General features: G+C 45.2%; 16 protein-coding genes. All 16 read right to left on the bottom strand.

Features of this window, described 5'->3' with window-relative positions; genetic code table 11:
* Positions 1–744 precede the first annotated feature (744 nt).
* The 16 genes from DWU89_RS02590 to DWU89_RS02515 all read right to left on the bottom strand — a co-directional run bounded on the left by DWU89_RS02590 (position 745) and on the right by DWU89_RS02515 (position 22,328).
* Entirely contained in the window at positions 745–1,737 is a 993-nt protein-coding gene (locus DWU89_RS02590; protein ID WP_115498100.1) for a FimB/Mfa2 family fimbrial subunit, read from the bottom strand.
* Between the two features lie 108 nt (positions 1,738–1,845).
* A complete protein-coding gene (locus DWU89_RS02585) occupies positions 1,846–3,429 on the bottom strand; it encodes an Mfa1 family fimbria major subunit (protein ID WP_115498099.1) in 1,584 nt (527 codons plus the stop codon).
* A gap of 48 nt (positions 3,430–3,477) precedes the next feature.
* Positions 3,478–5,313 (bottom strand): BACON domain-containing carbohydrate-binding protein, encoded by a 1,836-nt coding sequence (locus DWU89_RS02580; protein ID WP_115498117.1) that lies wholly within the window; start codon positions 5,311–5,313, stop codon positions 3,478–3,480.
* On the bottom strand, positions 5,310–8,054 hold the full coding sequence (locus DWU89_RS02575; protein ID WP_244205834.1) for a hypothetical protein: 2,745 nt from the start codon (positions 8,052–8,054) through the stop codon (positions 5,310–5,312). Before DWU89_RS02575 ends, DWU89_RS02580 begins: the two co-directional genes overlap by 4 nt.
* A gap of 448 nt (positions 8,055–8,502) precedes the next feature.
* Entirely contained in the window at positions 8,503–9,681 is a 1,179-nt protein-coding gene (locus DWU89_RS02570; RefSeq protein WP_115498097.1) for a glycosyltransferase, read from the bottom strand.
* A 36-nt stretch (positions 9,682–9,717) separates the two neighbouring features.
* Positions 9,718–10,875, bottom strand: coding sequence for a diaminopimelate decarboxylase (gene lysA, locus DWU89_RS02565; protein WP_115498096.1), 1,158 nt, complete (start codon positions 10,873–10,875; stop codon positions 9,718–9,720).
* A 65-nt stretch (positions 10,876–10,940) separates the two neighbouring features.
* A complete protein-coding gene (locus DWU89_RS02560; RefSeq protein WP_115498095.1) occupies positions 10,941–12,254 on the bottom strand; it encodes an aspartate kinase in 1,314 nt (437 codons plus the stop codon).
* A gap of 64 nt (positions 12,255–12,318) precedes the next feature.
* Entirely contained in the window at positions 12,319–12,996 is a 678-nt protein-coding gene (locus tag DWU89_RS02555) for a cell division ATP-binding protein FtsE (protein WP_115498094.1), read from the bottom strand.
* A 5-nt stretch (positions 12,997–13,001) separates the two neighbouring features.
* Positions 13,002–13,598: a bifunctional phosphoribosyl-AMP cyclohydrolase/phosphoribosyl-ATP diphosphatase HisIE gene (gene hisIE, locus DWU89_RS02550; protein WP_115498093.1), complete on the bottom strand. Its 597-nt coding sequence runs from the start codon at positions 13,596–13,598 to the stop codon at positions 13,002–13,004.
* A gap of 154 nt (positions 13,599–13,752) precedes the next feature.
* On the bottom strand, positions 13,753–14,508 hold the full coding sequence (gene hisF, locus DWU89_RS02545; RefSeq protein ID WP_115498092.1) for an imidazole glycerol phosphate synthase subunit HisF: 756 nt from the start codon (positions 14,506–14,508) through the stop codon (positions 13,753–13,755).
* 18 nt (positions 14,509–14,526) lie between these two features.
* Positions 14,527–15,246, bottom strand: a complete 720-nt coding sequence (gene hisA, locus DWU89_RS02540) for a 1-(5-phosphoribosyl)-5-[(5-phosphoribosylamino)methylideneamino]imidazole-4-carboxamide isomerase (RefSeq protein ID WP_115498091.1) — start codon at positions 15,244–15,246, stop codon at positions 14,527–14,529.
* Positions 15,247–15,252: 6 nt separating this feature from the next.
* The gene (gene hisH, locus DWU89_RS02535; RefSeq protein WP_115498090.1) at positions 15,253–15,843 is read right to left on the bottom strand and encodes an imidazole glycerol phosphate synthase subunit HisH; all 591 of its coding nucleotides are present in this window, start codon (positions 15,841–15,843) and stop codon (positions 15,253–15,255) included.
* 269 nt (positions 15,844–16,112) lie between these two features.
* On the bottom strand, positions 16,113–17,978 hold the full coding sequence (locus DWU89_RS02530) for a RagB/SusD family nutrient uptake outer membrane protein (protein WP_115498089.1): 1,866 nt from the start codon (positions 17,976–17,978) through the stop codon (positions 16,113–16,115).
* A 30-nt stretch (positions 17,979–18,008) separates the two neighbouring features.
* Positions 18,009–21,074 (bottom strand): SusC/RagA family TonB-linked outer membrane protein, encoded by a 3,066-nt coding sequence (locus tag DWU89_RS02525; protein WP_244205833.1) that lies wholly within the window; start codon positions 21,072–21,074, stop codon positions 18,009–18,011.
* A gap of 413 nt (positions 21,075–21,487) precedes the next feature.
* Complete coding sequence (locus DWU89_RS02520; RefSeq protein WP_244205832.1) at positions 21,488–21,760, bottom strand: Rpn family recombination-promoting nuclease/putative transposase; 273 nt, start codon at positions 21,758–21,760, stop codon at positions 21,488–21,490.
* Between the two features lie 187 nt (positions 21,761–21,947).
* Positions 21,948–22,328: a hypothetical protein gene (locus tag DWU89_RS02515; protein ID WP_115498087.1), complete on the bottom strand. Its 381-nt coding sequence runs from the start codon at positions 22,326–22,328 to the stop codon at positions 21,948–21,950.
* Between the last annotated feature and the right edge of the window lie 130 nt (positions 22,329–22,458).

Genomic DNA, 22,458 nt, shown 5'->3' with positions numbered 1-22,458 from the left:
AATGCTGAGAGTTACGGGGGAAACTTTTTTCGACTATCGAAACGGCTGGAAAATCAAGGATTCCTATTACTATATAATGTACGAGACAGGGAGAAAATCTTATTCACTTTTGCAGAATCAACAGCCTATATTTATATTATCATATAATCAGACTTAAAGGATCCATTCAGTCTCTAAAAAAGTAGATAATGCATAGGGCTTATTGTAAAAAACTCCTTTTTCAGATTCGAAAGACATCCAAAACAGAACAAATGTTAATCCACTTTTTTGGCCTCAAAAAGGGACTTTTTCCGCTTTTTGGAGCGTTTTCAACAATTACGACCGTCCTCTTTGCCATTGTGACCGTGCTAATGTGTAGTGCACTCGGCACCTCGCGAAGATTAGCACGGTCGTAATGGCGATTTGGACGGTCGTAATTGGAAAAAGGACCGTTGTAAGGGCAAAAAAGACCCCTAATTTCCTTGAGATATTCGGAACGCCGTCCGTTTTATTTTCAAATATTCGATTCTCCGGGAGTTAAGCTTTATCACTTTGCCAGTGTTTCCGGTTTTCGGCAATCAAAAAGGACACTTTTAAGAAAGACCTCCGCAGCTCATCCGGACTATTGTCGGAAAAGAAGGCTAAATACTTGAAAAAAGTCAATTCAAAATGGACTGACTTTTCGGATGAAATAGAAAAAGGGTCAAAAAAGGGGGTTATTGTATTATTTTCATTTTAAAGCTTCATCTGGTTGACTTAACCAAATCACATCCCGCCTTCAGTTTGAAGGTACCAGGTCCAACCATTAATTTGAATCTGCAGGGCTTGCCACAAATCGGAGGAGGAAGAAGAGTCGGCAAAGAAAAAGACGATTTTGTATTCATCCTCACGGTCAAGATATTCCTGTACCTTCCGGCTGTAACCTTCCATTGCGGTCATGGCAAGGTAGTCGATCAGGTTGATATCGAAGACCTTCTTTCCGGTTGCCTTTTCGGTCACAGTAAAACGGGTATGCCGGTCCTCCATGAGGCGCATCGTGTTTAGTTCGACCACTGCTGCCGAAGTATTCTTTTGTTCTTCATAATAAGGCCGGTAACTCAAGGCATCGTCGTCCAGCAACGAATTGTCGTACGCCATATAACCGTTCGACTCGACAATTTCATAGCTATAATCATTCACATTCAAGTTCCAGGTTCCGGAGGAACTGTTATCTGCTTTCCCTTGGGAATATCCTTGAAACACGAAGCGCACTTTGTTCGTATTCTTTATCAGGCTTATTACTTCCGTCTGATTTGTCTTCCCGGTAAACTCTACATGGTTAATCCCGCCATGCCAAAGCGGTTCCAGTTCCTTGTCAATAATACGGGACTGTTCACGTTTCAGCTTCAGTTTCATTTCTGTAATATCAGACTCTCCCTTTGCGGAGGCAATGTCGTACGAGTTATGCGCACCTGCCCACGCCAGAAACTGGTATTCCCCGACAGGCAGTTTGACTTCCATCCGGTAATTACCCGTAGCCAACGCATCGCCCTCCTCCGTTTGCCGGAACAGGAATTTGCCATCTTTATCGAAAACATAAAGCTCCACCTTATCCACTTGGGTATAGAATGCATCCGTAAAAAGCATATTATAGTCGTATTTAAACTGGACATATAAACTACATTCCGGCATTTCCTCCCGGACACATGAGGTCATGAAACTGACGACAGCGAAAAAAGTCAGCAAAGCGATGTTACGTATCAGGCTTTTTGAGTTCATATTTCTATTCTTTCTATTTTTGAGGGAAATACTAAAGTGAAGTTGCGGGAGACAAGCTCTCCCACAACTCCTCAAACAAAACTAAAGCAAGCAAATAGGTCCAAAAAATTAAAATTCTTCTACTTGTTTATACCATGTCCACGGGTTGACATTGATTTGGATAGACAGCCAGTTACCACCATCTTCATCCGGATCTTTTGGGCTTGGCTCCGGAATCGTAGGATATCCCGGGTGATTAAACTTACTGACTGAGATATCGTAATAAGAGTTACGGACTACTCCAAATTCTCCTAATGCATTAACAATCTCATTTGTATCATCATGTCTGATCATGGCTCTGTAGTAACAGACTCCTCCTACATAATAAGTAAAACTGCCGACTGTTCTTGCCCGAGTCGGAGTATTTAGTATATCTTCTTGCCTACCATTAAACTCCAGCATTGCAGTTTCTATTCCAGCTTCGTCATCAGGTATAGTTATTTCATTGAAGCCTAAATCTACCAAATATTTATTAAACGCATTGGTTAGTGGCATCGGAACAACGCCTCCATTAGCATTAACCTTTGCTGTCAACTCTGTTTCAATCCAAGCCTTTAATGTCTCAAATGTATAATAACCAGTATTGATGTACATCCAGTCGGCATCATCTTTTTGGCGACCTGTAGTCTCTTTATTCGGTAATTCATATTCATTCGGGATAAAATTTATTTTGAACAATACATGTGTCGTATAAGCATGCACATTATTTATTGAATCCTGTGTATTTTCAAGACAATATTCGTCTGTATCGCTCTCTTTCCATTCCAAGCCCTTATCTTCTGCATAGACATTGTATTCTTCACTATCTTGCGTATTATAATTAGGGTCTATTCTGTAAGAACCTAATTTATAATCGTCAAACGGTGTACGGAAACCACCTCCATTTTCTTCAAACCATGTTGGAAGTCTTTTTGAAACAGGAAAATACTTTTTATTTGTGACATTCAAGAGCCATCCGCCATTCTCAAGTTTAATCTCAGCCTTAACCTCATCATCAGCAATCGGATTAATTTCAACATGCACTTTTGCAACTACGCGGTCGAGCTTGATAGACAATGGAGCTTTCTCAGCCAAATCAGCAGTTTTATAAAGCGTCAAATCCGAATCAACGCCGTCAGATTTTGAAGGTTCCAGGCCTCCTTTAGCATTTGTCATCATAAAGCCATCATTCTCATTTGATATTATAGACGCGTCTTCCTTTATAGCCTTATTAATAATGCTATACGTTTTCCCTGAAGTAGATTCTTTACTTGGAAATTCTGAGGAAGGATTTGCAACTATCAAAATACGTTTGGAAGTTGCCGGTACCTGAAAGGCTTCTCCAATTCCCACAGCTTGTCCATTTACAAGTCCTGCCTGATCCAGCGTTAATACAATATCAGCAGTCACTAAAGGATCTGAATCAGCGTCAAAGAAAATCGCTCTGACTTCCTTTATTGTCGATTCCGCCTCCGTCGCATTTTTAATCGGATCCGAATTCAATACACGCGTCGAACGCGTTGAAGGAGTGATCACCCTTAAAGACACCCACGCGTCCCCTTTGGGGTCTGTGACGATTCCACTATCGTCTCCCCCTGAGTCGATGTCGTCTTTACTACATGCGGCTAATAGCATTGCCGCCGATGCAAACATCAAAAAAAACTTCGTTTTCATTTTTCTACAATTTAAATGTTATTAATTAACTCTCTCTTATCTATTCTACTAATTCACAGACATCCCCGCTTGGGAGATGTATATCTTTATTCTTTTTACCGTACTGCCGCTTGTCGATGTTTTCGGATTGTGAACGGTTGTCAGATAGACAATCCCGTTTCTCGCCCCACCGCGGTTCGGCTGTACTTCAATATATATTCTTCCATTGTCCACCACGATATGCTCCGTATCATTCCGGTCACTTCCCGAAATTGCCGGTCGCAGCTTTATCCAGTCGGCTCCGTCTTCCACATCTCCGGACAGACAGTAATAATTCATAATCTGAACTTTTGCATTCGTATTCTCTTCCGGTATATATTGCAACACATCGCCTGCCGCAGAAATCATATCCCGCTGCCTGATATGAATCTGTTTTTCCAGATTTCCTAACTTCAGCGTGACGTATGCATTATGCTTCTTTACTCCCTCCAAGGATTGATTGTCTTCGTTCCATTGCAGCCAATTCCGAACCAAAACATCAACCGGAGTTATCCGGGGACTGGAGGCATTATTTTCTTTTATCGGAATCGTACTATTGCCCGGAGCCAGGGCAAATGAATATTCGACTGAATCCCGATTGGCCATTATGGCATTGGAATTCGGGAAGTTCACCTGGCAATCCGTCGATATCTTAAAAGCCTCCAAAGTCGTAGAATCGCGGGTATAAGCAATAAATACAGAGTTACTCACCGCCAGATAATAGTCATTATTGGCCATGATTTCGTAAGAATCCGTATCGTCCACCAATATCTCGAAGTTGAGATCCGTATTGGAAGCTTTAGACGCTTTGGCATCAGCCACAGTATCATAGCCCGGCCCCTTGACCGTTTTAATGATAAACTTGTACGCACGGTTACGAAGGATATTCAGTGGCTGCAAAGCATTGTCCACAAGCGCCATCTTGTAGTAAAATTCCTTACTGTTCTTATCCTTGTCCGTATAGGTTCCCTGGATAATCATATAGGGTTTGCCCTGTTGGTCGAACTCATACAGGTAGACCGGACTTTTCTCCGTACTTTGTCCTCCCGACACCGCCTCGGCCACTGCCAAGGGGGAAGAATAAGACGCATCGACCTGATATTCTGTCCGGTTACCCGTATTATCCAGTATAGAGCCATCTAAATTGTGCAACAATCCTTGCAAGGGGACGTTGACAATTGCCGTTATCCCTTTCAACTTAAAGTTTGTGGCATTATTGGCCACCGACATTTTAGCGACTGCCCGGATTAGCTGCAAGGAAGTACCATCGCTGTTTTCTATTTTTATGTCCTCGTCTATCCGGTCCACCTCCAATGAGGCACTCATCGAAAAAAGTTCACCGAAACCGCTATACGGAATACCTAAAAACGGCGAGGAAGCCAATGGCACAGTCCGCAAATTCCGGCATACCTGGGACAAAGAGGCGGAAGCTAACCGGGATGACAAATTACTTTCATCAAAATCATACACTGTCGCGTCGTCACCATAGCAGAAATGGCTTGGCGGATTAGCCAATATCAGCAGCTGATATTTACTGCCGGCAGGCTGTTTGGTCAACACCACAAATCTTTTTCCTGCTGATGACTCATAGGCCTGCACTGCCTCAACAAAGGTAGCACTACCGCCATTTCCCTTGAAGACAAGCACCCAAGGTGTCATCCCTACCGTATTTTCATCATTCACCCCCTTGGTTGAAGGAATCGGATATGAGTTCGCACGGGCAAAGATTTCAACCCGCACCTTGCCATCCGACGTCTCCCCGCCATCCGGACGCCCGGATGACAAGACCTCGTTTTCGCAAGCCGCCATCAGCACGAGTAACATCATGCAGAGAAGGTTGATAATATGTTTTGTCTTTTTTCTCATTTTCTTACACATCTGATTGAATAGCCGAAATGGGCACTCATTGATTTAGGCGCTGGCGACGCGTAGTTGAGTTCCATACTCCAAATATTGCCGAATGGCGTACCGGTCTCTCTTGGAACGTTTTCAACCATTACTATGTTTGTCCACCCGGGTGCGACGGACGAAGACCAGTAATATCCGGTTTCGCCGGCATATTCCAGACTGCCGTCTTGGTGCCACCTTCTCCCCGCCGCCGGGAAAAAGACGGAAGCATCGGTCGTAGGATTAAACAACAGCGTACCCCCGAAAGCGGCATTCGCATTATACAGAGAAACACCATTATAAGCAATTGTCTTGCCAGTTCCCCTTTCACTTCCGTTAAGCATCGTTCCAGTTTTAATCGGTCGCCGGTCGAAGAAGCCATCGGCATAATATCCATACTTCACATTCTCCAGGATTTGGGGTTTATACAGTACTGTCCTCATGCTCACATCGTAAGGCATTGTAGAAGTATATGAACTGCCATCCCCCTGCATCGGTTCCTGAAAAAGAGACATTCGCCAATCAGACTGGTTTACCTGGTCTGCATACGTGTTACTATTCACCGCAATCCGATCGACCGGTCCATCCGTAGGACGACGATAGCCATCAGGACAGATTTCGTAATAATCTTCAAACTTTATCCCCTCCTTAGGGCTCCATAAAGGAGGCGATGATATATAGGATATACTCCAGCCATCTATAATCCAGGGCGGGACAGAACTACTATTCACCGGATAATAGGCACGGAGGGCCAATTCCGGATTGCTAACCGGTAAGCCCCATTGGAAATGCGCTCCCACCTGGGTCGGATATTTGACAAAATCAACCGAAGTTCCCAGATTTTCTTTATCAATGCTGATCCAAGGCTGCTTCGTCTCCGGATTATCCCTGAAAACTTTTGCCGTCAGGTTATAAGGAGAAAACTTCGCCCCATACCCACTTCCGGAACTTCCGCTCCGCATCAGATAATCCGCTTCTCCACCCTGCCTCACATACAGCCTGGTCTTCACATCATTTCCGCTATCTACATAGGTAACTTCCACCGCTCCATATCTGGGAACGCCAGTGGTGTTTTCCTTTTTGAGTCCAATCCGGAAGTAGATACGACTTTTTCCTGTTACCTCATATCCGTTTTCCTCTTTATAAGCATTCGGTATGACAGGATAATCCTCTGCATCACCCGGAGAGTCTGTCCCTATTGTCGGGTCAAAACTGGGAGTCGAACTTATAATGATAAAGTCCCTGTATTTCTCCGGAACGGTAGCCTTCCACGTATTCCAGTAACTATAGCGGTTCCCGCTAATCACCCGCTCACCAGTCTCGTTATCGGCAAAAAAAGCTCCGACATACGGATGTGACCATTGGCTTTTCTCACTATTTACGACAAAATCGGGGCGCTTCCCTTCCTGCTTGACGTGGACAAAGATTGTCCTTGTCAGCGGATTCTTCATCTCCAATACGCTGTCCGCATTCAGGGAATAGCTGTCGGCTGCTGTCAGACGAACCTCATACGTTGTTTCGCCTATCGTATTGGGACGGTCCAGCAGGATATCCATATAGCCGGCCCCCGTAACCGGATTGTATAAAAACCGCTCATCCTTGTTCGGGCTCCACGACTGGGTGGATAAAGCGTTGAAAATGGTATTTGCATCCAAATTCTCCCCTGAATCTACATTTCTCACTGTGTTTTCCACCCTCACCACCGGCATATTGGACCAGAAGGAGATACGCGCGCCGTTAAAATCGGTGATGCGGACATCTGTTTCCGAGACATTCAATATCCGGTTGCCTGCTATATCCCACTCGTTATCGGTCGAGCCCCACTCCGAAGCTTCGATATTGACATCCAAAGACTCGCGGATAATGCCAGTCAGATCCAGTTTCGTATTGATCGGAAGACTGTAATTCACAGGAGAAGAAGATATCTTCAATTTGGCAGAAGGCGGATACTTCTCTTTCATATTGATGGTGAAAGTCACCGCCTGCATTTCGTCATCTTTCGTTTCCAGCTCATTGGCCGGCAAAATAACGCGGCTTACCCGCTTCGCCCATGTCGCTCCTGTGACAGAAGAAGTCGTATCCGCAATATATTTTGTATCCCGGGAGAACTTACGGGTAACGGAATGGTTGACGGACGGCCCGTTATAATGAGCGGTCAGCGGCACTAAATCCGGTACTCCGCTAAAGGTTACGCCCTCGAAATAATTGTCGAAATCAGCTTCGGCTTCCACTGCCACCAAGACGGCGTCAAACCGCACGCCGAGCCGGTCAAGCTTCAATTGAAGCAAGGAGACAGATGTCCCGTCACTCAATTTCGCCCCTTGGTTTTCTGGCAGAATCGTAACATTCTTGATTTCCTGTATCATAGGAATGATCCGGTCGGAAGTAAAGAAGCGTTCCGGATAAGCGATACTGTTCAAATCGGCATACTTGGAGATTCCATCCAACCGGATTCCGATAATATTATCGTCCGGTTCATTGGCCAAAAAGACAAAATCATACTTCCCGGCGATAACAGGATGCCGGATAATATCCCCCTCCGATGTATTATAACGTATGTTCGAGATGCAATCTTGCGTATTAATATCGAAAGTCAGGATACGGAGTGTTTCAATCGTATAATCTTCTGGACTGCCTGCATGTGTAGCACTCTGGCTTCCCATCCCCTGAATCTCTATAAACGAACCGTTAGCCTTGCGATCGATGAGACTTTCATCCACACAGGAAAATAGTACAAATAAGAATAAAATGCCAATTATGTTTTTATACACCATATACTCTACACATTAGTCAAAAGGACTCCACACCTGCTACCTATACGGCAGGTGAAATATTAATAATACTTGATGATGTTACGGAATTATTTCCCCGATCTCCCCTAAAACAACAATGTATCCTAAAGTAAATTGAAATCATTCATCACACTGCAAATATCCATAAATAGAGTAGAATAAAAAAGGATATATATTTCTGATGCTGAAAACGTTTTTTTCAAAATACGACTAATTATGTTGTAAAGAAATAGTTGTTTCGCTAAATGTAAACAATAGGGTAAAAACAAAGCGACTATTTGCAGTATTCGTGTGTTTGTCAGAAATAAGGTTTCAAATATCGCAACTGGCAATCATTGAGATGAGAGCCAATGATTGCCAATGCCTCGGCCGGTTATTATATTTTGGAAGTAAAATCTCTCTTCCCTTTGAACATACGATAAATGCGGACATAGATGTTGTAAGCCGGTTGGATAATTTCCAATATCGGCAACCAGGCAGTCAACGTTTTTTGCTGTAATAACAGAGCTGCTTTCCGCATGACGACAGCTTTTGTAGTGAATCGGAGAAGCAACAGCAAGCCGGCCAACACCGAGATCAGCCAGTTTCCTAAAAGCCCGATGATGAATGTGGCGGCAGTCGCAGCAATGAAAAGCAGATTACTATAATTCTCCATCCTGTAAAAGGCCAAAGAAGTCCCTTTGTAGTAGCGCTGTGTGGCGGCGCGGGACACTTTCATCTCTTTCCAGATGCCGATGTCTTCTATTTTTTCCATTTCCGTGATGGAATCTGCTTTGTATTGCACCTGTGTGTTGGTCCTGGTAGCCGCTTCATTGATAAACAGATCATCGGCTCCGGCATGGAGGTTCAAGGATTTCGAATAGCCTTTATGGGCAAAGAACAGCTCCTTGCGGTAGGAAAGATTCCGTCCGTTTCCGGTAAAAGGATGTCGGGCAAGGGCGGAAGACAGCATTTGCAGACCGCTTGTCAGGTTATCATAAGCAATAAGTTTATGAAGCAGCCCTTCTGTATGGCGGTAAGCACAAAAGCCTAACACGATCTCGGTTTCCCGGTTATAAGTGCCCGCCATTGTTTTGATCCATTTCGAACTAAGCGGACGACAATCGGCTTCGGTAAAAAGCAGGATGTCGTGACGGGCTGCCTTTATCCCCATTGTAAGCGCCAGTTTCTTATGGCTCAGGTAGTGGGTATCGACAGGAACATATGTATAATAGAGATGTTTATATTCGTTGGAGAAGAGTTTCAGGATATCTTCACTGTCTGCGTCGGAACCGTCGTTAACCACGACCACTTCATAATCCGGATAGTCCTGCGTCAGCAAAACAGGCAGGTTCTTACGTAAATTCTCCGGCTCGCCATGTGCATAGACAATGACGGAAACAGGCTCGACTTCCCGATCCGTCGTCACCCGTTCTTCCCTTTCCGCTTTCTTTGCCGCCCGCAACGGACGCGCGTATGTGACCAGATAATAAAGTAACTGGATAAGAAACAGCCCGGCCGTTATTCCGACCAGGCTTAGTTCTATATAATTAAATGTAAATAACTCTTTTATCATTTATCCGGAATTTGTGCAAAGGTAATAGAAATACTTTTACAACGTATCCGAATAGTACGCTTTCGGCAGTTTCCGACAGTTGTATTGGGAAGCCATTACTTCGCCGTAAGCGCCGGCAGAACGCAGGGCGATCAGGTCGCCGCGATGCGCACGGTTCAGTTCGACATCTTTGCCGAATACATCGGATGATTCGCAGATAGGGCCTACAACATCGTAAACTTCTATCTCTTCATCGTTAGTGATGTTTTCCATGCGGTGATACGCGTCGTACATGGCCGGACGGATCAGTTCGGTAAAACCGGCATCCAGGATGCAGAACTTCTTCGTTTCGCCCACCTTAACATACAATACTTTGGATATCAGCGAACCGCACTGCGCCACGATCGAACGGCCCGGCTCGAAATGAACCTGCTGTCCGGGACGGAGTTGCAACAGTTTGTTGAATACGGCAAAATAGTTGTCGAAAGCAGGAACAGGCAAATGGTTCGGATGATAGTAGTCGATACCGAGGCCGCCACCGAAGTTCAGGTTTTCGACCTTCAAGCCACGTGCTTCCAGCTCCTCCTGTATCTCGTTGACACGAATCGCCAGGCCACGGAAAGCAGCCATATCTGTGATCTGTGAACCGATATGGCAATGGATACCGATCAGTTTGACGTGTTTCAACTGGGCTACCAAATCCAGCACTTGTCCGAGTTGGCTCAGGTTGATACCGAACTTATTCTCCTTCATCCCGGTCGTGATTTTGGCATGCGTATGGGCGTCCACTTCCGGATTGATACGGAGGGCGATAGAGGCGACTTTGTTCTTGGCAGCTGCCAGTTCATCCAGAACCTCCAATTCGGCAGCCGACTCAACATTGAAGCAGTAAATATCATTGTCCAATCCTAAGTTGATTTCCCAGTCTGCCTTACCGACACCGGCATAAACGATCTTGCCGGCCGGAAAACCTGCATCCAATGCAGCCTGTATTTCACCGCCACTGACGCAATCCGCTCCCAGTCCATGCTCTGCAATAACAGAGAGGATGCGGGGATTGGCATTTGCCTTCACTGCATAGTGGACATGATAGCCATACTTTCCGGCTTCGGTTGTCACCATATTGAGCGTCTCTTTCAACAGATCAATATTATAATAATAGAAAGGCGTCGTAAGCGCCTTGAACTGGTCTATTGGGAATGTTCCTTTGAGCATATTATGATATAAATTATATAAAGATAAATAAGGGCAGTCTGAATAGGCCGCCCTTATAGAAATATTTAGTTGTTGAATAAATGATCGCTTAACGCTTGCAGTGCTCTCTTCTTGTCGGAGGCTTTAACAAGGAGCGAGACGTTGTAGTTACTGCCGCCGTACGAAATCATTCGTACCGGAACATCTTTCATTGCCTGAACGATGCGGGCTTCGAAACCGACGTTGTCCCATTCCAGGTCGCCGACAACACAGACGATCACCATATCTTCGTCTACGGTAACCGTTCCGTATTTCTTCAGATCGTCCACGATTTCTTCCAGATGTTTGCGACTGTCGATTGTTACGGAAACACCCACTTCGGAAGTCGTCACCATGTCGATCGGAGTCTGGTAATTTTCGAAGATTTCGAATACCTTACGCAGGAAGCCTGTTGCCAACAGCATACGGCCGCTCTTGATCTTGATGGAAGTGATATTGTCTTTTGCGGCAACCGCTTTGATTTTACCTTTTTCCGTCGCGTTGGAGATCATGGTTCCCGGAGCTTCCGGTTGCATGGTGTTCAGCAGGCGGACAGGGATGTTGTTCAACTTGGCCGGCAGGATGCAAGTCGGGTGCAGGATCTTGGCGCCGAAATAAGCTAATTCTGCCGCTTCTTCAAAGTGCAGGTGACGCACCGGAGATGTTTTCTCGACGATACGCGGATCATTATTGTGCATGCCATCAATATCTGTCCAGATCTGGATCTCTTCAGCGCCGATAGCCGCACCGATCAGGGAAGCACTGTAGTCGCTACCGCCACGTTGCAGGTTGTCGATTTCGCCGTAAGCATTGCGGCAGATGTAACCTTGTGTGATAAACAGGTCGGCATCCTTATGTTCGTTCAGCAGTTTGACGAGCTTTTCTTTGATATATACGGGATCCGGTTCTGCATTCTTGTCCGTGCGCATATAGTCCAATGCCGGAATCAGGACGGAGTTTACTCCGCATTCGTTCAGGTAGAGGTTCATCATGCCTGTAGAGATCAGTTCGCCCTGAGCCAGGACAACCTTTTCTTCAAACAGCGTGAACAGGTCCTTTGTGAATGTACGGATATGATCGAAATGAGTTTTTATCAGTTCTTTGGCCTTCTGCTTATATTCGTCGGTGCTGTAGAGTTCTTCAATATGGCCGTAGTATTTCTGAGCCAGTTTATTGATGACCTCGTTCGCTCCGTCAGGGTTTTTCTTGTACAAGTAATCCGAAATTTCAACCAATGAGTTGGTTGTACCGGACATGGCAGACAATACTACAATGTTACGCTCTCCCGTAATCAGTTTTGCTACACCTTTTATTCTCTGTGCAGATCCCACAGAAGTACCGCCAAACTTTAAAACTTTCATTTTCTTTTACTATATTAATTTGTTCTTCTTCGCTTTAAATGCGTGTGCAAAGTTACATAAAAAATTATTCTCCCACATCACTCAGGCAGGCATTCTCGCATTTTACTATACGCGCGGGATAATTATGTACTAACGTATAGTTGTGAGTCGTCATAATGACAGCCGTTCCTTTTCGGCAGATGTCGTGCAGAAGCTGTACGATCTGTCCGCTTGTTTCCGGGTCCAGATTACCGGTAGGCTCGTCGGCCAGAATCAAGACCGGATCGTTCAGCAGGGCGCGGGCGATCACGATACGCTGCTGCTCGCCACCCGAAAGTTCGTGCGGCATCTTATAGCCTTTGTCCTGCATGCCGACCTGAGACAGCACGTCATTGATCCGTTCGGTTATCTCGCTCTTCTTTTTCCATCCGGTAGCCTTCAGGACAAATTCGAGGTTTTTGTTTACCGAACGGTCGGTCAGCAATTGGAAATCCTGAAAGACGATGCCTAACTTCCTGCGAAGGTAAGGAATGTCTTTCCGCTTCATCTTGCAGAGGTTATAGTCCAGCAGCCATGCATCCCCGCGTTCAATGGGAATTTCGCAGTACAAGGATTTCAACAGGCTGCTCTTGCCGGAACCTACTTTTCCGATCACATACACAAATTCTCCGTTATGGAGCGTGAAGGAGGCGTCGTGAAGGATCACATTCTCTTCACGGCAGATTTCCACATTATCCAGTTTGAGCAGGGTTGTCTCTTCCATTGCTGTTATCCTTTATGTCTGCTTTTCAGTTCGCGTGCGAGGTCTTCGATGCGAAGTCCTTTGCTCGTCAATAATACGATCAGGTGATAGATCATGTCGGCAGCCTCGTAAACAAGCCTGTCGTCAGTTCCGTTGGTCGCTTCGATAACGGTTTCCACCGCTTCTTCGCCGACTTTCTGTGCCATGCGGTTGATGCCTTTCTGGAACAGGGTTGTCGTGTAGGAACCTTCCGGCATTTCCTGGCGGCGCTGTTCGATGAAGTTCTGCAGATATTTGAGGAACATGATGTCTTCCACATTCTTCTCACCAAAACAAGTATCGGCGCCTGTATGGCATACAGGACCGGCCGGAATGGCCTTGATCAGCAAGGTGTCGTTGTCGCAATCGACTGCGATGTTGACTACCTGGAGTGTGTTTCCGCTTGTTTCACCCTTCATCCAGAGACGGTTTTTCGTACGGCTGAAGAATGTTACTTTACCGGTAGCCTTTGTTTCTTCGTAAGCTTCTTCGTTCATAAAGCCCAACATCAATACTTTGTTTGTGTTGTTGTCCTGAACGATGGCGGGAATCAGCCCGCCCATTTTTTCAAAATCTAATTTCATCTTTTATCTGACTATTATATTGTTCTTAATTCATTCGTGTGCGTCTCCCTGTCCCTGGGCATCCGTTTCCAGTTTCATGGGCATGAAACTAAAGTTTCACGGGCATGGAACAAAAGTTTCTTCTATATGAAACAGGCATTCCCAGCCGTGGGCTTCAGAGACGGACGTTGATTCCCTCCTCACGGAGATACTGCTTCAAAGTGCCTATTCCGATCTCCCCGAAATGGAAAACGCTTGCCGCCAATGCTGCATCCGCCTTTCCGAGAGCGAAAGTGTCACGGAAATGTTCCATCTTTCCTGCTCCACCCGAAGCAATGACCGGGATATGCAGGTTGTCGGCCAGCGTCGACAGCGCCTCGTTGGCGTAACCGTCTTTCACGCCGTCGTGCGTCATGCTGGTGAACAAGATTTCGCCCGCCCCCAAACTTTCCGCTTCGGCAGCCCATTGGAACAAATGCTTCTCCGTCGGGATGCGTCCTCCGTTCAGGTAACAAAGCCAGTCGCCGTTCTCGAAATTGGCATCGATGGCAACTACGCATACCTGGCTGCCGAAGTTTTTTGCAATCTCTTCGATCAGTTTCGGGTTACGCAGCGCAGCCGAGTTAATGGAAACCTTATCAGCTCCGGCACTCAACAGCCGGTCCACATCTTTCATCTCGTTGATGCCGCCGCCAACCGTAAAAGGAATGCTGATATTAGCCGCTACCTTTTTCACCAATTCCGTAAACGTTTTACGTCCTTCGTGCGAGGCGGTTATATCCAGATAAACCAATTCGTCGGCTCCCTCGCGGCTGTATTGTGCGCCCAGTTCGACCGGGTCGCCGGCATCGCGGAAGTTTACGAAATTGATTCCTTTGACAGTCTTTCCATCTTTTATGTCCAAACAGGGGACTATTCTTTTGGCAAGCATATATAATCGTTGTTTTTATCAGGTGAAGCGGATCAGATCTTTCAGCTGTATCTTCCCTTCGTAAATCGCTTTACCGAAGATAACAGCCGGAATACCCGCCTCAGCCAGTTTCTCAATATCTTGTATGGAACTGACCCCTCCGCTGGCTATCAGACAGAGAAAAGGTATTTGTTCCCGTATTTCTTTATAAAGGTCGATCGCAGGACCTTGCAACATGCCGTCGCGGCTGATGTCCGTACAGATCGCTTTCGTGATTCCTTTGTCGTAATAATCCCGGATAAAGGGGATCAACTCCTTGTCGGTCGTTTCCTCCCACCCGCTTATTGCGATCTTTTTATCTTTGGCATCCGCTCCGAGGATAATCTTCTCCGGACCGAACTTCGTGATCCAGGAAGCGAACACTTCCGGGTTCTTTACAGCGATGCTTCCGCCCGTAACCATCTGTGCGCCGCTCTCGAAAGCGATCTCGAGGTCGCCATCCTGCTTCAGTCCGCCGCCGAAATCGATAATCAGCGATGTGCGGGTCGCCACGCGTTCCAGTGTCCGGTAATTGATGATCCGTCCCTGGCGCGCGCCGTCAAGGTCTACCATATGCAAACGGCGGATGCCATGATCTTCAAACATCTTGGCAACCTCCAAGGGATCTTCGTTATACACTTTCTTGGTGTCGTAATCACCCTGCGTGAGACGAACGCATTTGCCGTCGATCATATCTATAGCCGGAATCAACTCTATCATATCAGCTTACAGTTTTAAAAAGTTACTCAATATAACCTCACCAACCGAACCGCTCTTTTCCGGGTGAAACTGGGTCGCATAGAAATTATCTTTATGCAGAGATGCACTGAACGGAAGGATATATTCGGTCGTAGCTGCGGTATAATCATTCACAGGTACATAGAAACTATGTACGAAGTAAACAAATTTGTTCTCCAATTGCTTGTTGAACAGCCCGTCTTTAACATCCGTAATCGTATTCCATCCCATGTGCGGAACCTTGTCCGTATGTTTTTGCGGAATAAAACGCTTGACCTCCGTATCGAAAATGCCCAGGCAATCGGCGTCTCCTTCTTCCGAATGGCGACACATCAACTGCATACCCAGGCAAATGCCTAAAACCGGCTGCTTCAATCCTTTTATGATCGCATCCAGTTTATGTTCTTTCAGGTGATCCATTGTAGTCTGGGCTTCACCAACGCCCGGAAAGATTACTTTATCCGCTTTACATAGCAGTTCCGGATCTGCCGTGACAGTTGCTTCGACTCCCAGCCTTTTCAGTGCATAACTTACGGAGTAGATATTTCCGGCATTATATTTGATAATGGCGACATCCATTGTTGCTCCCTTTTTTATATTGAGCTGCAAAACTAACAAATTATCATGACATATAGATGTATGCTTTATGAAAAGTTGCAGAATAGATGCTATTTGTGATAAACTGCAGAGTTCGTCCAAAGAATGCGAACCTGTCATGATGATTTCGGTGTGTTTGTCAAAGTACCCAGATTTGTAGGGGGATGCGTCAAAAGCCCCATTTATAGCGTGACACATCCCCCTTTCTTAAAATCTTAGAATTGCCGATACGGCCTGCCTATATGGCAGTATTAATAATACCCTTCATTTTGAGCCTCCTCTGGAGATGGTTTTGGCGACAGGCGGTCGATATGATTCTGCGGGATCGGACGAAGTTTGTGATATTCCTTTATGTTAGGAGCGGCATCCGGATTAAATTTCTTCACACGTTCGTACAAAGTCTCCGTACGTACCAAATCTTCCCAACGGTTCATTTCGCCATAAGTCTCACGGGCACGTTCATCCAGCATGAAATTGATAAAATCATTACTCAAATCAGCAGAAGTTACCAGCATAGCCTTTTCGGTTGAACCGGCTACATCAGCCATATTGCCACCGTCGACCTGCCACCATTCCTGCGGTTTTGCTTCACCTTCCTTATAGGCGGCACGCTTGCGAACGACATTTATCAATTCTGCAGCTTTCTCAAAGTTCCCCTTACGGCCATAAGCCTCGGCTGCAATCAGATAAGTTTCACCCAGACGCATACGAACAAAGTTACGCCCTCCCTGTTCATAGTTCATATCCGGACGTTGCGTATCCAACCATTTTTTCAGGCAAGGGAAATAGTGGTTCGTATTCTCATCCACCGGAATCAGGGTATAACGGCACTTGGCAATATCCAACTGCATTAGACGATCTTTTGCCTTGTCAATCACAGCACCTTTATAATCCTTTGCTCCATAATATTTCGGAATAAAATAAGCAGCTGTATCACCCAATGTGAACTTCGGTTTACCAACTAATTCAGCAGGAGTTTCATACAACAAATCGTTGGTGGTCTTACCGTTTTCATCCACATAATAATATTTATCTTCCCATACAGGGATAGAGGATTCTTTATTTGCATAGAATACCCAGCTGAACATTTTATACATACGGGAATCGTTCAGGTGATCGAACAGTTCGGTCTGTAAATAAGGAGTCGGCTTCACACGTTTCCAAGCACGTCCCTGTTGAAGGTCACGCTGTAATCCCGGTAACTTTTCATAAGTCGGAACCCAATACAAGTGCATCTTGTTTCCTTCAGAGCCATTAAACAACACATCGTTTGTAAACTCGACACCCCAGATTGTTTCAGATGATACTTTCTGCCTGTCCTGGTCGATAGTAGACAGATAATCGGCTTCCAATGCAAACTTTCCGGAGTTGATTACCGCTTCGGCAAAATAAGCCGTGCTATCCATATCGGTGGGCTGTTGTCCACGTTGGTCTTTTACGGCACTCCCTCTTGTCAGATAAACCTTTGAGAGCAAATTGGCTGCTGCCCATTTAGTGGCACGACCACGATCCGGCTGCATGGCAACATCGGGTAAGACATCAAATGAATAACGCAGATCGTTAATGATAAATGCATACAGATCGGCAACCGAAGCACGTGGAAAATCAGTTATAATCTGGGAAACATTTCCCTCGCTCAATAAAGGGACACGTCCGAACTGCTGAACCAGGTCAAAATAGAAATAAGCACGCATAAAACGCAATTCACCTTCACGGGACACTTTCTCGGCATCCGTCATATCTCCCACTTCCGGCAGATACATCAAAGCCGTATTGGCACGTGTGATCCCTTTAAATGCATTTTCCCAGAATTCATATAACATCCCGAAAGAAGAATTCAACTGGTTACTATACTTGTTAAAAGCATCCTTATTGCCGCCATCGGCACCTTCCCATACATAATCCACACCATATTCGGTCAAGCAATAATAACGTTCGCCCCCGACATACCAACGCATGGTCGAATAAACGCCATTCACAGCTGTTTCAATACCTGTCTTTGTTTCCAGATAGTCATACGAAACGCCGCTGACAACCTTTTCGTTCAGGAACGATTCGCACGACACACCGGCTACTGCCAATAAAGACAACACACTATATTTTATTATATTCTTCATAATATCGTCTATTTATTAATGTTAGTACTATTAGAAACTAAGGTTTACGCCAAAAAGATAAGTTCTCGGCATCGGCTCGTTGAAGTCACCGCCACTTTCCGGGTCCGTACCTGAATAGCTTGTAAACACGTAGGCGTTCTGCACGGTGGCATACACACGAAGTTTCTGGACACCCATACTCTGCAACAAAGTCTTCGGCAACGTATATCCTAAAGTCACCTGCCCGATTCTAAGGAAAGATGCATCTTCTTTATAAAGAGAGGATATGTAGTTCGGATTTTCGTAATCAATATTCGGACGCGGAGCCTCATTACTGCGATTACTGATCGGATTACCGTTTTCGTCTTCACCAATAATACGCCAATAATTGACCTTTGCACCGTTATAACGTCCGTTCAAACTCCATCCCCGATCAAAAGATTTTGTTTGTCCGAAGGCTCCATTCAGGAAAAAGTTAAAATCAAAATCCTTATAATTAAAATAGTTGCTCATGCTTAAGTTCACAGTCGGATCTTCATGTCCCAGGATAAAGCGATCTTCAGAAGTGATCTTATAATCTCCGTTACGATCGACAATCTTGATATCACCCGGTTTAAAAACTCCTCCCCATTTTTCCAGTTCGGCGGCATCTTCCAATTGCCAGATACCATCAGCCTTATAGTCATAAAAGACCTTTACAGGCTGTCCTATAAACCATTTATTACCTTCATCATCAACTTTACCATTATATAGTTCAACGATCTCTTCCTTATTTACGGAAAACATCAAGTCGGTCGTCCATTTAAAATCCTTCGCTTCGATATTTACGGTATTCAAGGTGACTTCCAAACCTTTGTTACGGATATGTCCGATATTGGTCGTAACATTACCGAAACCGGATACGATTGGTAACTGGCGGTCCATCAACAGATCTTTCGTATTCTGGAGATAAAGGTCTACACTACCCCCGATACGTCCGTTCAAAAAGCCAAAATCGAGACCGGCATTCCACTGTTCTGTTTTTTCCCATGACAAGTTCGGATTCGGCATTTCTTTCTGATAAAAGGCCAAGACACCATTCGAACCATAGCTATAGCGACCGTATTCCAGGCTACCTTGTGTCTTATACGGATCGATGGCTGTGTTACCGGTGATACCCCAACCAACTCGCAACTTCAGGTTACTCAATACATCGACATCTTTCAAGAACGACTCTTCTTTGATACGCCATGCAAGAGCGGCAGAAGGGAATAATACCCACTTATGCCCCGGAGCCAGGCGGGAAGAGCCATCGTAACGGGCTGAAACAGTCAACAAGTAGCGATCCTTAAAGTTATAGTTGATGCGTCCCATAAAAGAGGCTAAGTTCCAACGCTGATAGTCGCTTGATACGGATTCGATCGTCTGTGCCGATCCCACGTTATTCCACTGTTGATTCTCGTAAGGCAAATCTTTCACTTTAATTTCAGACTTTTCATATGTCTCCTGCTGGATAGATTGCAGGAATGTCAGGCCGAGGGTATGGTCTTTATGGAATGTTTTGTTATAGAACAAAAGGTTTTCCCACGTGTACATGCGGCGATTATCACGAGCATTGACAGCGCGGGCTGCACTGCCGGAACGGTCTGCACTGAGTGCTCCATAAAATTCATTACCATACCAGGGACCGATATCTATACCCACATTGGAACGGTAGTTAATATCGAAAGGCAATTTCACTTCCAAATAGTAACTACCCAAAAAACGATCCTTTTTAATCTCCTTCTTTTGATGTTCCAAATTCAGGAACTGATTCCAAAGCTGCGGGTCATTTCCCGGACGCGAGGTGATTATATTCCCATCCGCATCATAGATATCCGCTAAAGGATAAACGTTTTTCACATCACTATACAGGTTTCCTCCATTATTCCGGTCAATATGGGAAAATGAAGTCGAACCACCCACTTTGACATACTTATTCAGTGTCCAGTCAAAATTGACACGAACCGAATAACGGCGGTAATCCTGCCCTTTCACAATACCATCCTGTCCGAAATAAGTGGCAGAAGCCAGCATCTTCAACTTCTCTGTTCCCCCTCGTACACTGACTTCATGATTATGAATAGGAGCAATCCGTAATGCCTCGTCCGTCCAGCTATTGTAAGGCAAACGGTCAGGACACCAGTTCCCATTTTCATCATAAGCTTGTTCTATTTTTCCAATTACATTCGGGTCGGCATTGAAATAACCGATTTTCCTATCCCAATCCAAAGTCGGGACAAGCGGGTATGGAGTTGTTTTCGACGTTGCCCGGTTTGCTTCGCGCACCAAGTCAACCCATTCGGCTCCATCAAACATATCTATCGTACGGGCGGCCTGCTGCACTCCGACATAGCCGTTATAATCGATCTGGACTTTTCCTTCCTTACCTTTTTTGGTCGTCACCAAAATAACGCCATTGGCACCGCGTGAACCGTAAATAGCAGTAGCCGACGCATCTTTCAGGACCTCTATGGATTCAATATCCGAAGGACTCATCTCATTCAAACCGACAACGATAGGAATACCATCCACCACATATAGCGGATCGTTTGTCGCCTTTAACGAACGGTTTCCACGAACACGTATATTCGCTTCTTCACCCGGCTTTGCACTCGTCTGTATAATGGTTACGCCGGCTGCTCGTCCCTGCATGGCCTGCACCGCGCTCAGCGAAGCAGTCTCCTGTAACTTCTCCCCTTTGACAGAGGCGACAGAGCCTGTCAGGTCACGCTTCTTGGCAACACCATAGCCGACAACAACTACTTCATCCAGATTTTGCAAATCTTCTTTCAATGTAATAATCACATTTTCCTGTCCTTTGTAAGAATAGTCCTGTGGTTGATAACCGATGTAGGAAACGGCCAGTGTCACAGCCGGTTTAGAAATAGTAAAGGAGAATTTACCGTCAATATCGGTAATAGATCCGTTCGTAGTCCCTTTTTCGACTACGTTTGCACCGATGATAGGCTCACCAGTCACATCCTTGACAACGCCTGAAACCATATGCTGGGCATAGGAGAGCGTGGTCGTACACACACAAAACAAAAAGACTAACATAGACAGATGCAGCCTTTTAAACGTTTCCGTTTTGTTCATAATAATAGTAAATTAGGTATTCAGCAATTCCCGGACTGAATGATTTTTTCATAAAAAGAGGCGTGGGAACTGTTGATATATCTTATATTGAGGCCTTCGACTGCCCTAGAAGATGATATAAACAACAGCCCACGCCCTTTTAGCTTGTATACGCGTACATGCTGGCACATGTGTATATAACAAGAAAAGGAACGCGAGCGTTTTGTTGTCTATTATCCATCTTCTATGAAATTGTCGAAGTTTCAATAGATAATATCTTAAAAACGCTTCTCGTTTATCTAATAAAATGCATTGACCCACAACGCCATGCAGGTGTACATGGAGGCAAAAGTAGGCCTTAGTTTTCAATAAACAAAGAAAAAGGGAAAAATAATGTAAAAATAGGAAATGAGGCGTTACCCCATGCCATAGGCTTATAGTGCCTGAATTGTCTCTTTAGATAAACCGGTACAATCGGCAATGGTTCCTATATCCAGCCCCGTACGTTTCATGTTCATGGCTGTTTGACGTACTCCTTCCGCCAAGCCTTCTTCGCGACTGGCGTCAAGAGCGGAGAGCATATCGCGCTCGACAGCCAAACTCAGTTCGTATTCCAAACGTTCGTTGGCTGACATCCGCTCGATTTCCACGATGCTTTTCAGCTTGCGGAACAGCTGGTTGTTCAGTTCTTCGGGTAAACGGTCCATTCGTAGACGTGCCCAAATGTAGACATTATATTTACATAAAGGGTAAAGAAAGATGTATTTATTTAAAATTCTATAGAAGGGGAACAATAAATCTTCATTCCAAATATATTAAAATTGACAATAACCCCCTTCCCGGGATGTTTTTCTATTTCGTCCGAAAAGTTGATCGATTTTGAATTGACTTTTTTCATGGTTTTAACCTGTTCGACTGACAACAGAGGAGATGAAGTGCGCAGCCCGTTCCGGAAAGCGTGCAATTTGATTGCCGAAAAACAGAAACACCGGCAAAGTGATAAAGCTTAACTCCCGGAGAATCGCCTGTAGCAAAACGAAGACGGACTGCGTTCCAAATATGCAAAGGAAGTTTTAGGGCCTTGTCGCCATGACGACCGTCTTCATCGCCGTCGCGACCGTCTTCATTTGAATGGCGACCGTCTTCATAGGGTATGACGACCGTCTTCAGGGCGATAAAGTGCCGGAAAAATGAAATAAAGGTTGACTTCCCGGCAATAAACTCCCGGAAAAGGGGAAAAAGCTCTTTTCTGGCGGCGGAAAAGTGGATTAACATTCGTTTAATTTCGGACCTCTTTTATGTCAGAAAAAAGCGTTTTATACAATAAGCCCCCGGGATAGTTGAAAGTTGAAAGTTAAGAGTTGAAAGTTAGATGGGACGTATTTAGAAACCATAAATGATACAC

Origin of the sequence: Parabacteroides acidifaciens (assembly GCF_003363715.1) — a bacterium.
In the GTDB taxonomy this organism is placed as follows: Bacteria; Bacteroidota; Bacteroidia; order Bacteroidales; family Tannerellaceae; genus Parabacteroides; species Parabacteroides acidifaciens.
This window is presented reverse-complemented; position numbering and strand designations above follow the sequence as displayed.

Excerpts from the sequence above, each read along its gene's own strand:
- hisH (WP_115498090.1), bottom strand. The coding sequence starts at position 15,843 with ATGGATGTCGCCATTATCAAATATAATGCCGGAAATATCTACTCCGTA.
- DWU89_RS02570 (WP_115498097.1), bottom strand. The coding sequence starts at position 9,681 with ATGATAAAAGAGTTATTTACATTTAATTATATAGAACTAAGCCTGGTC.
- hisIE (WP_115498093.1), bottom strand. The coding sequence starts at position 13,598 with ATGAAATTAGATTTTGAAAAAATGGGCGGGCTGATTCCCGCCATCGTT.
- hisF (WP_115498092.1), bottom strand. The coding sequence starts at position 14,508 with ATGCTTGCCAAAAGAATAGTCCCCTGTTTGGACATAAAAGATGGAAAG.
- DWU89_RS02555 (WP_115498094.1), bottom strand. The coding sequence starts at position 12,996 with ATGGAAGAGACAACCCTGCTCAAACTGGATAATGTGGAAATCTGCCGT.
- DWU89_RS02580 (WP_115498117.1), bottom strand. The coding sequence starts at position 5,313 with ATGAGAAAAAAGACAAAACATATTATCAACCTTCTCTGCATGATGTTA.
- DWU89_RS02585 (WP_115498099.1), bottom strand. The coding sequence starts at position 3,429 with ATGAAAACGAAGTTTTTTTTGATGTTTGCATCGGCGGCAATGCTATTA.
- hisA (WP_115498091.1), bottom strand. The coding sequence starts at position 15,246 with ATGATAGAGTTGATTCCGGCTATAGATATGATCGACGGCAAATGCGTT.
- DWU89_RS02525 (WP_244205833.1), bottom strand. The coding sequence starts at position 21,074 with ATGAACAAAACGGAAACGTTTAAAAGGCTGCATCTGTCTATGTTAGTC.
- lysA (WP_115498096.1), bottom strand. The coding sequence starts at position 10,875 with ATGCTCAAAGGAACATTCCCAATAGACCAGTTCAAGGCGCTTACGACG.
- DWU89_RS02530 (WP_115498089.1), bottom strand. The coding sequence starts at position 17,978 with ATGAAGAATATAATAAAATATAGTGTGTTGTCTTTATTGGCAGTAGCC.
- DWU89_RS02590 (WP_115498100.1), bottom strand. The coding sequence starts at position 1,737 with ATGAACTCAAAAAGCCTGATACGTAACATCGCTTTGCTGACTTTTTTC.
- DWU89_RS02560 (WP_115498095.1), bottom strand. The coding sequence starts at position 12,254 with ATGAAAGTTTTAAAGTTTGGCGGTACTTCTGTGGGATCTGCACAGAGA.
- DWU89_RS02515 (WP_115498087.1), bottom strand. The coding sequence starts at position 22,328 with ATGTTAATCCACTTTTCCGCCGCCAGAAAAGAGCTTTTTCCCCTTTTC.
- DWU89_RS02520 (WP_244205832.1), bottom strand. The coding sequence starts at position 21,760 with ATGGACCGTTTACCCGAAGAACTGAACAACCAGCTGTTCCGCAAGCTG.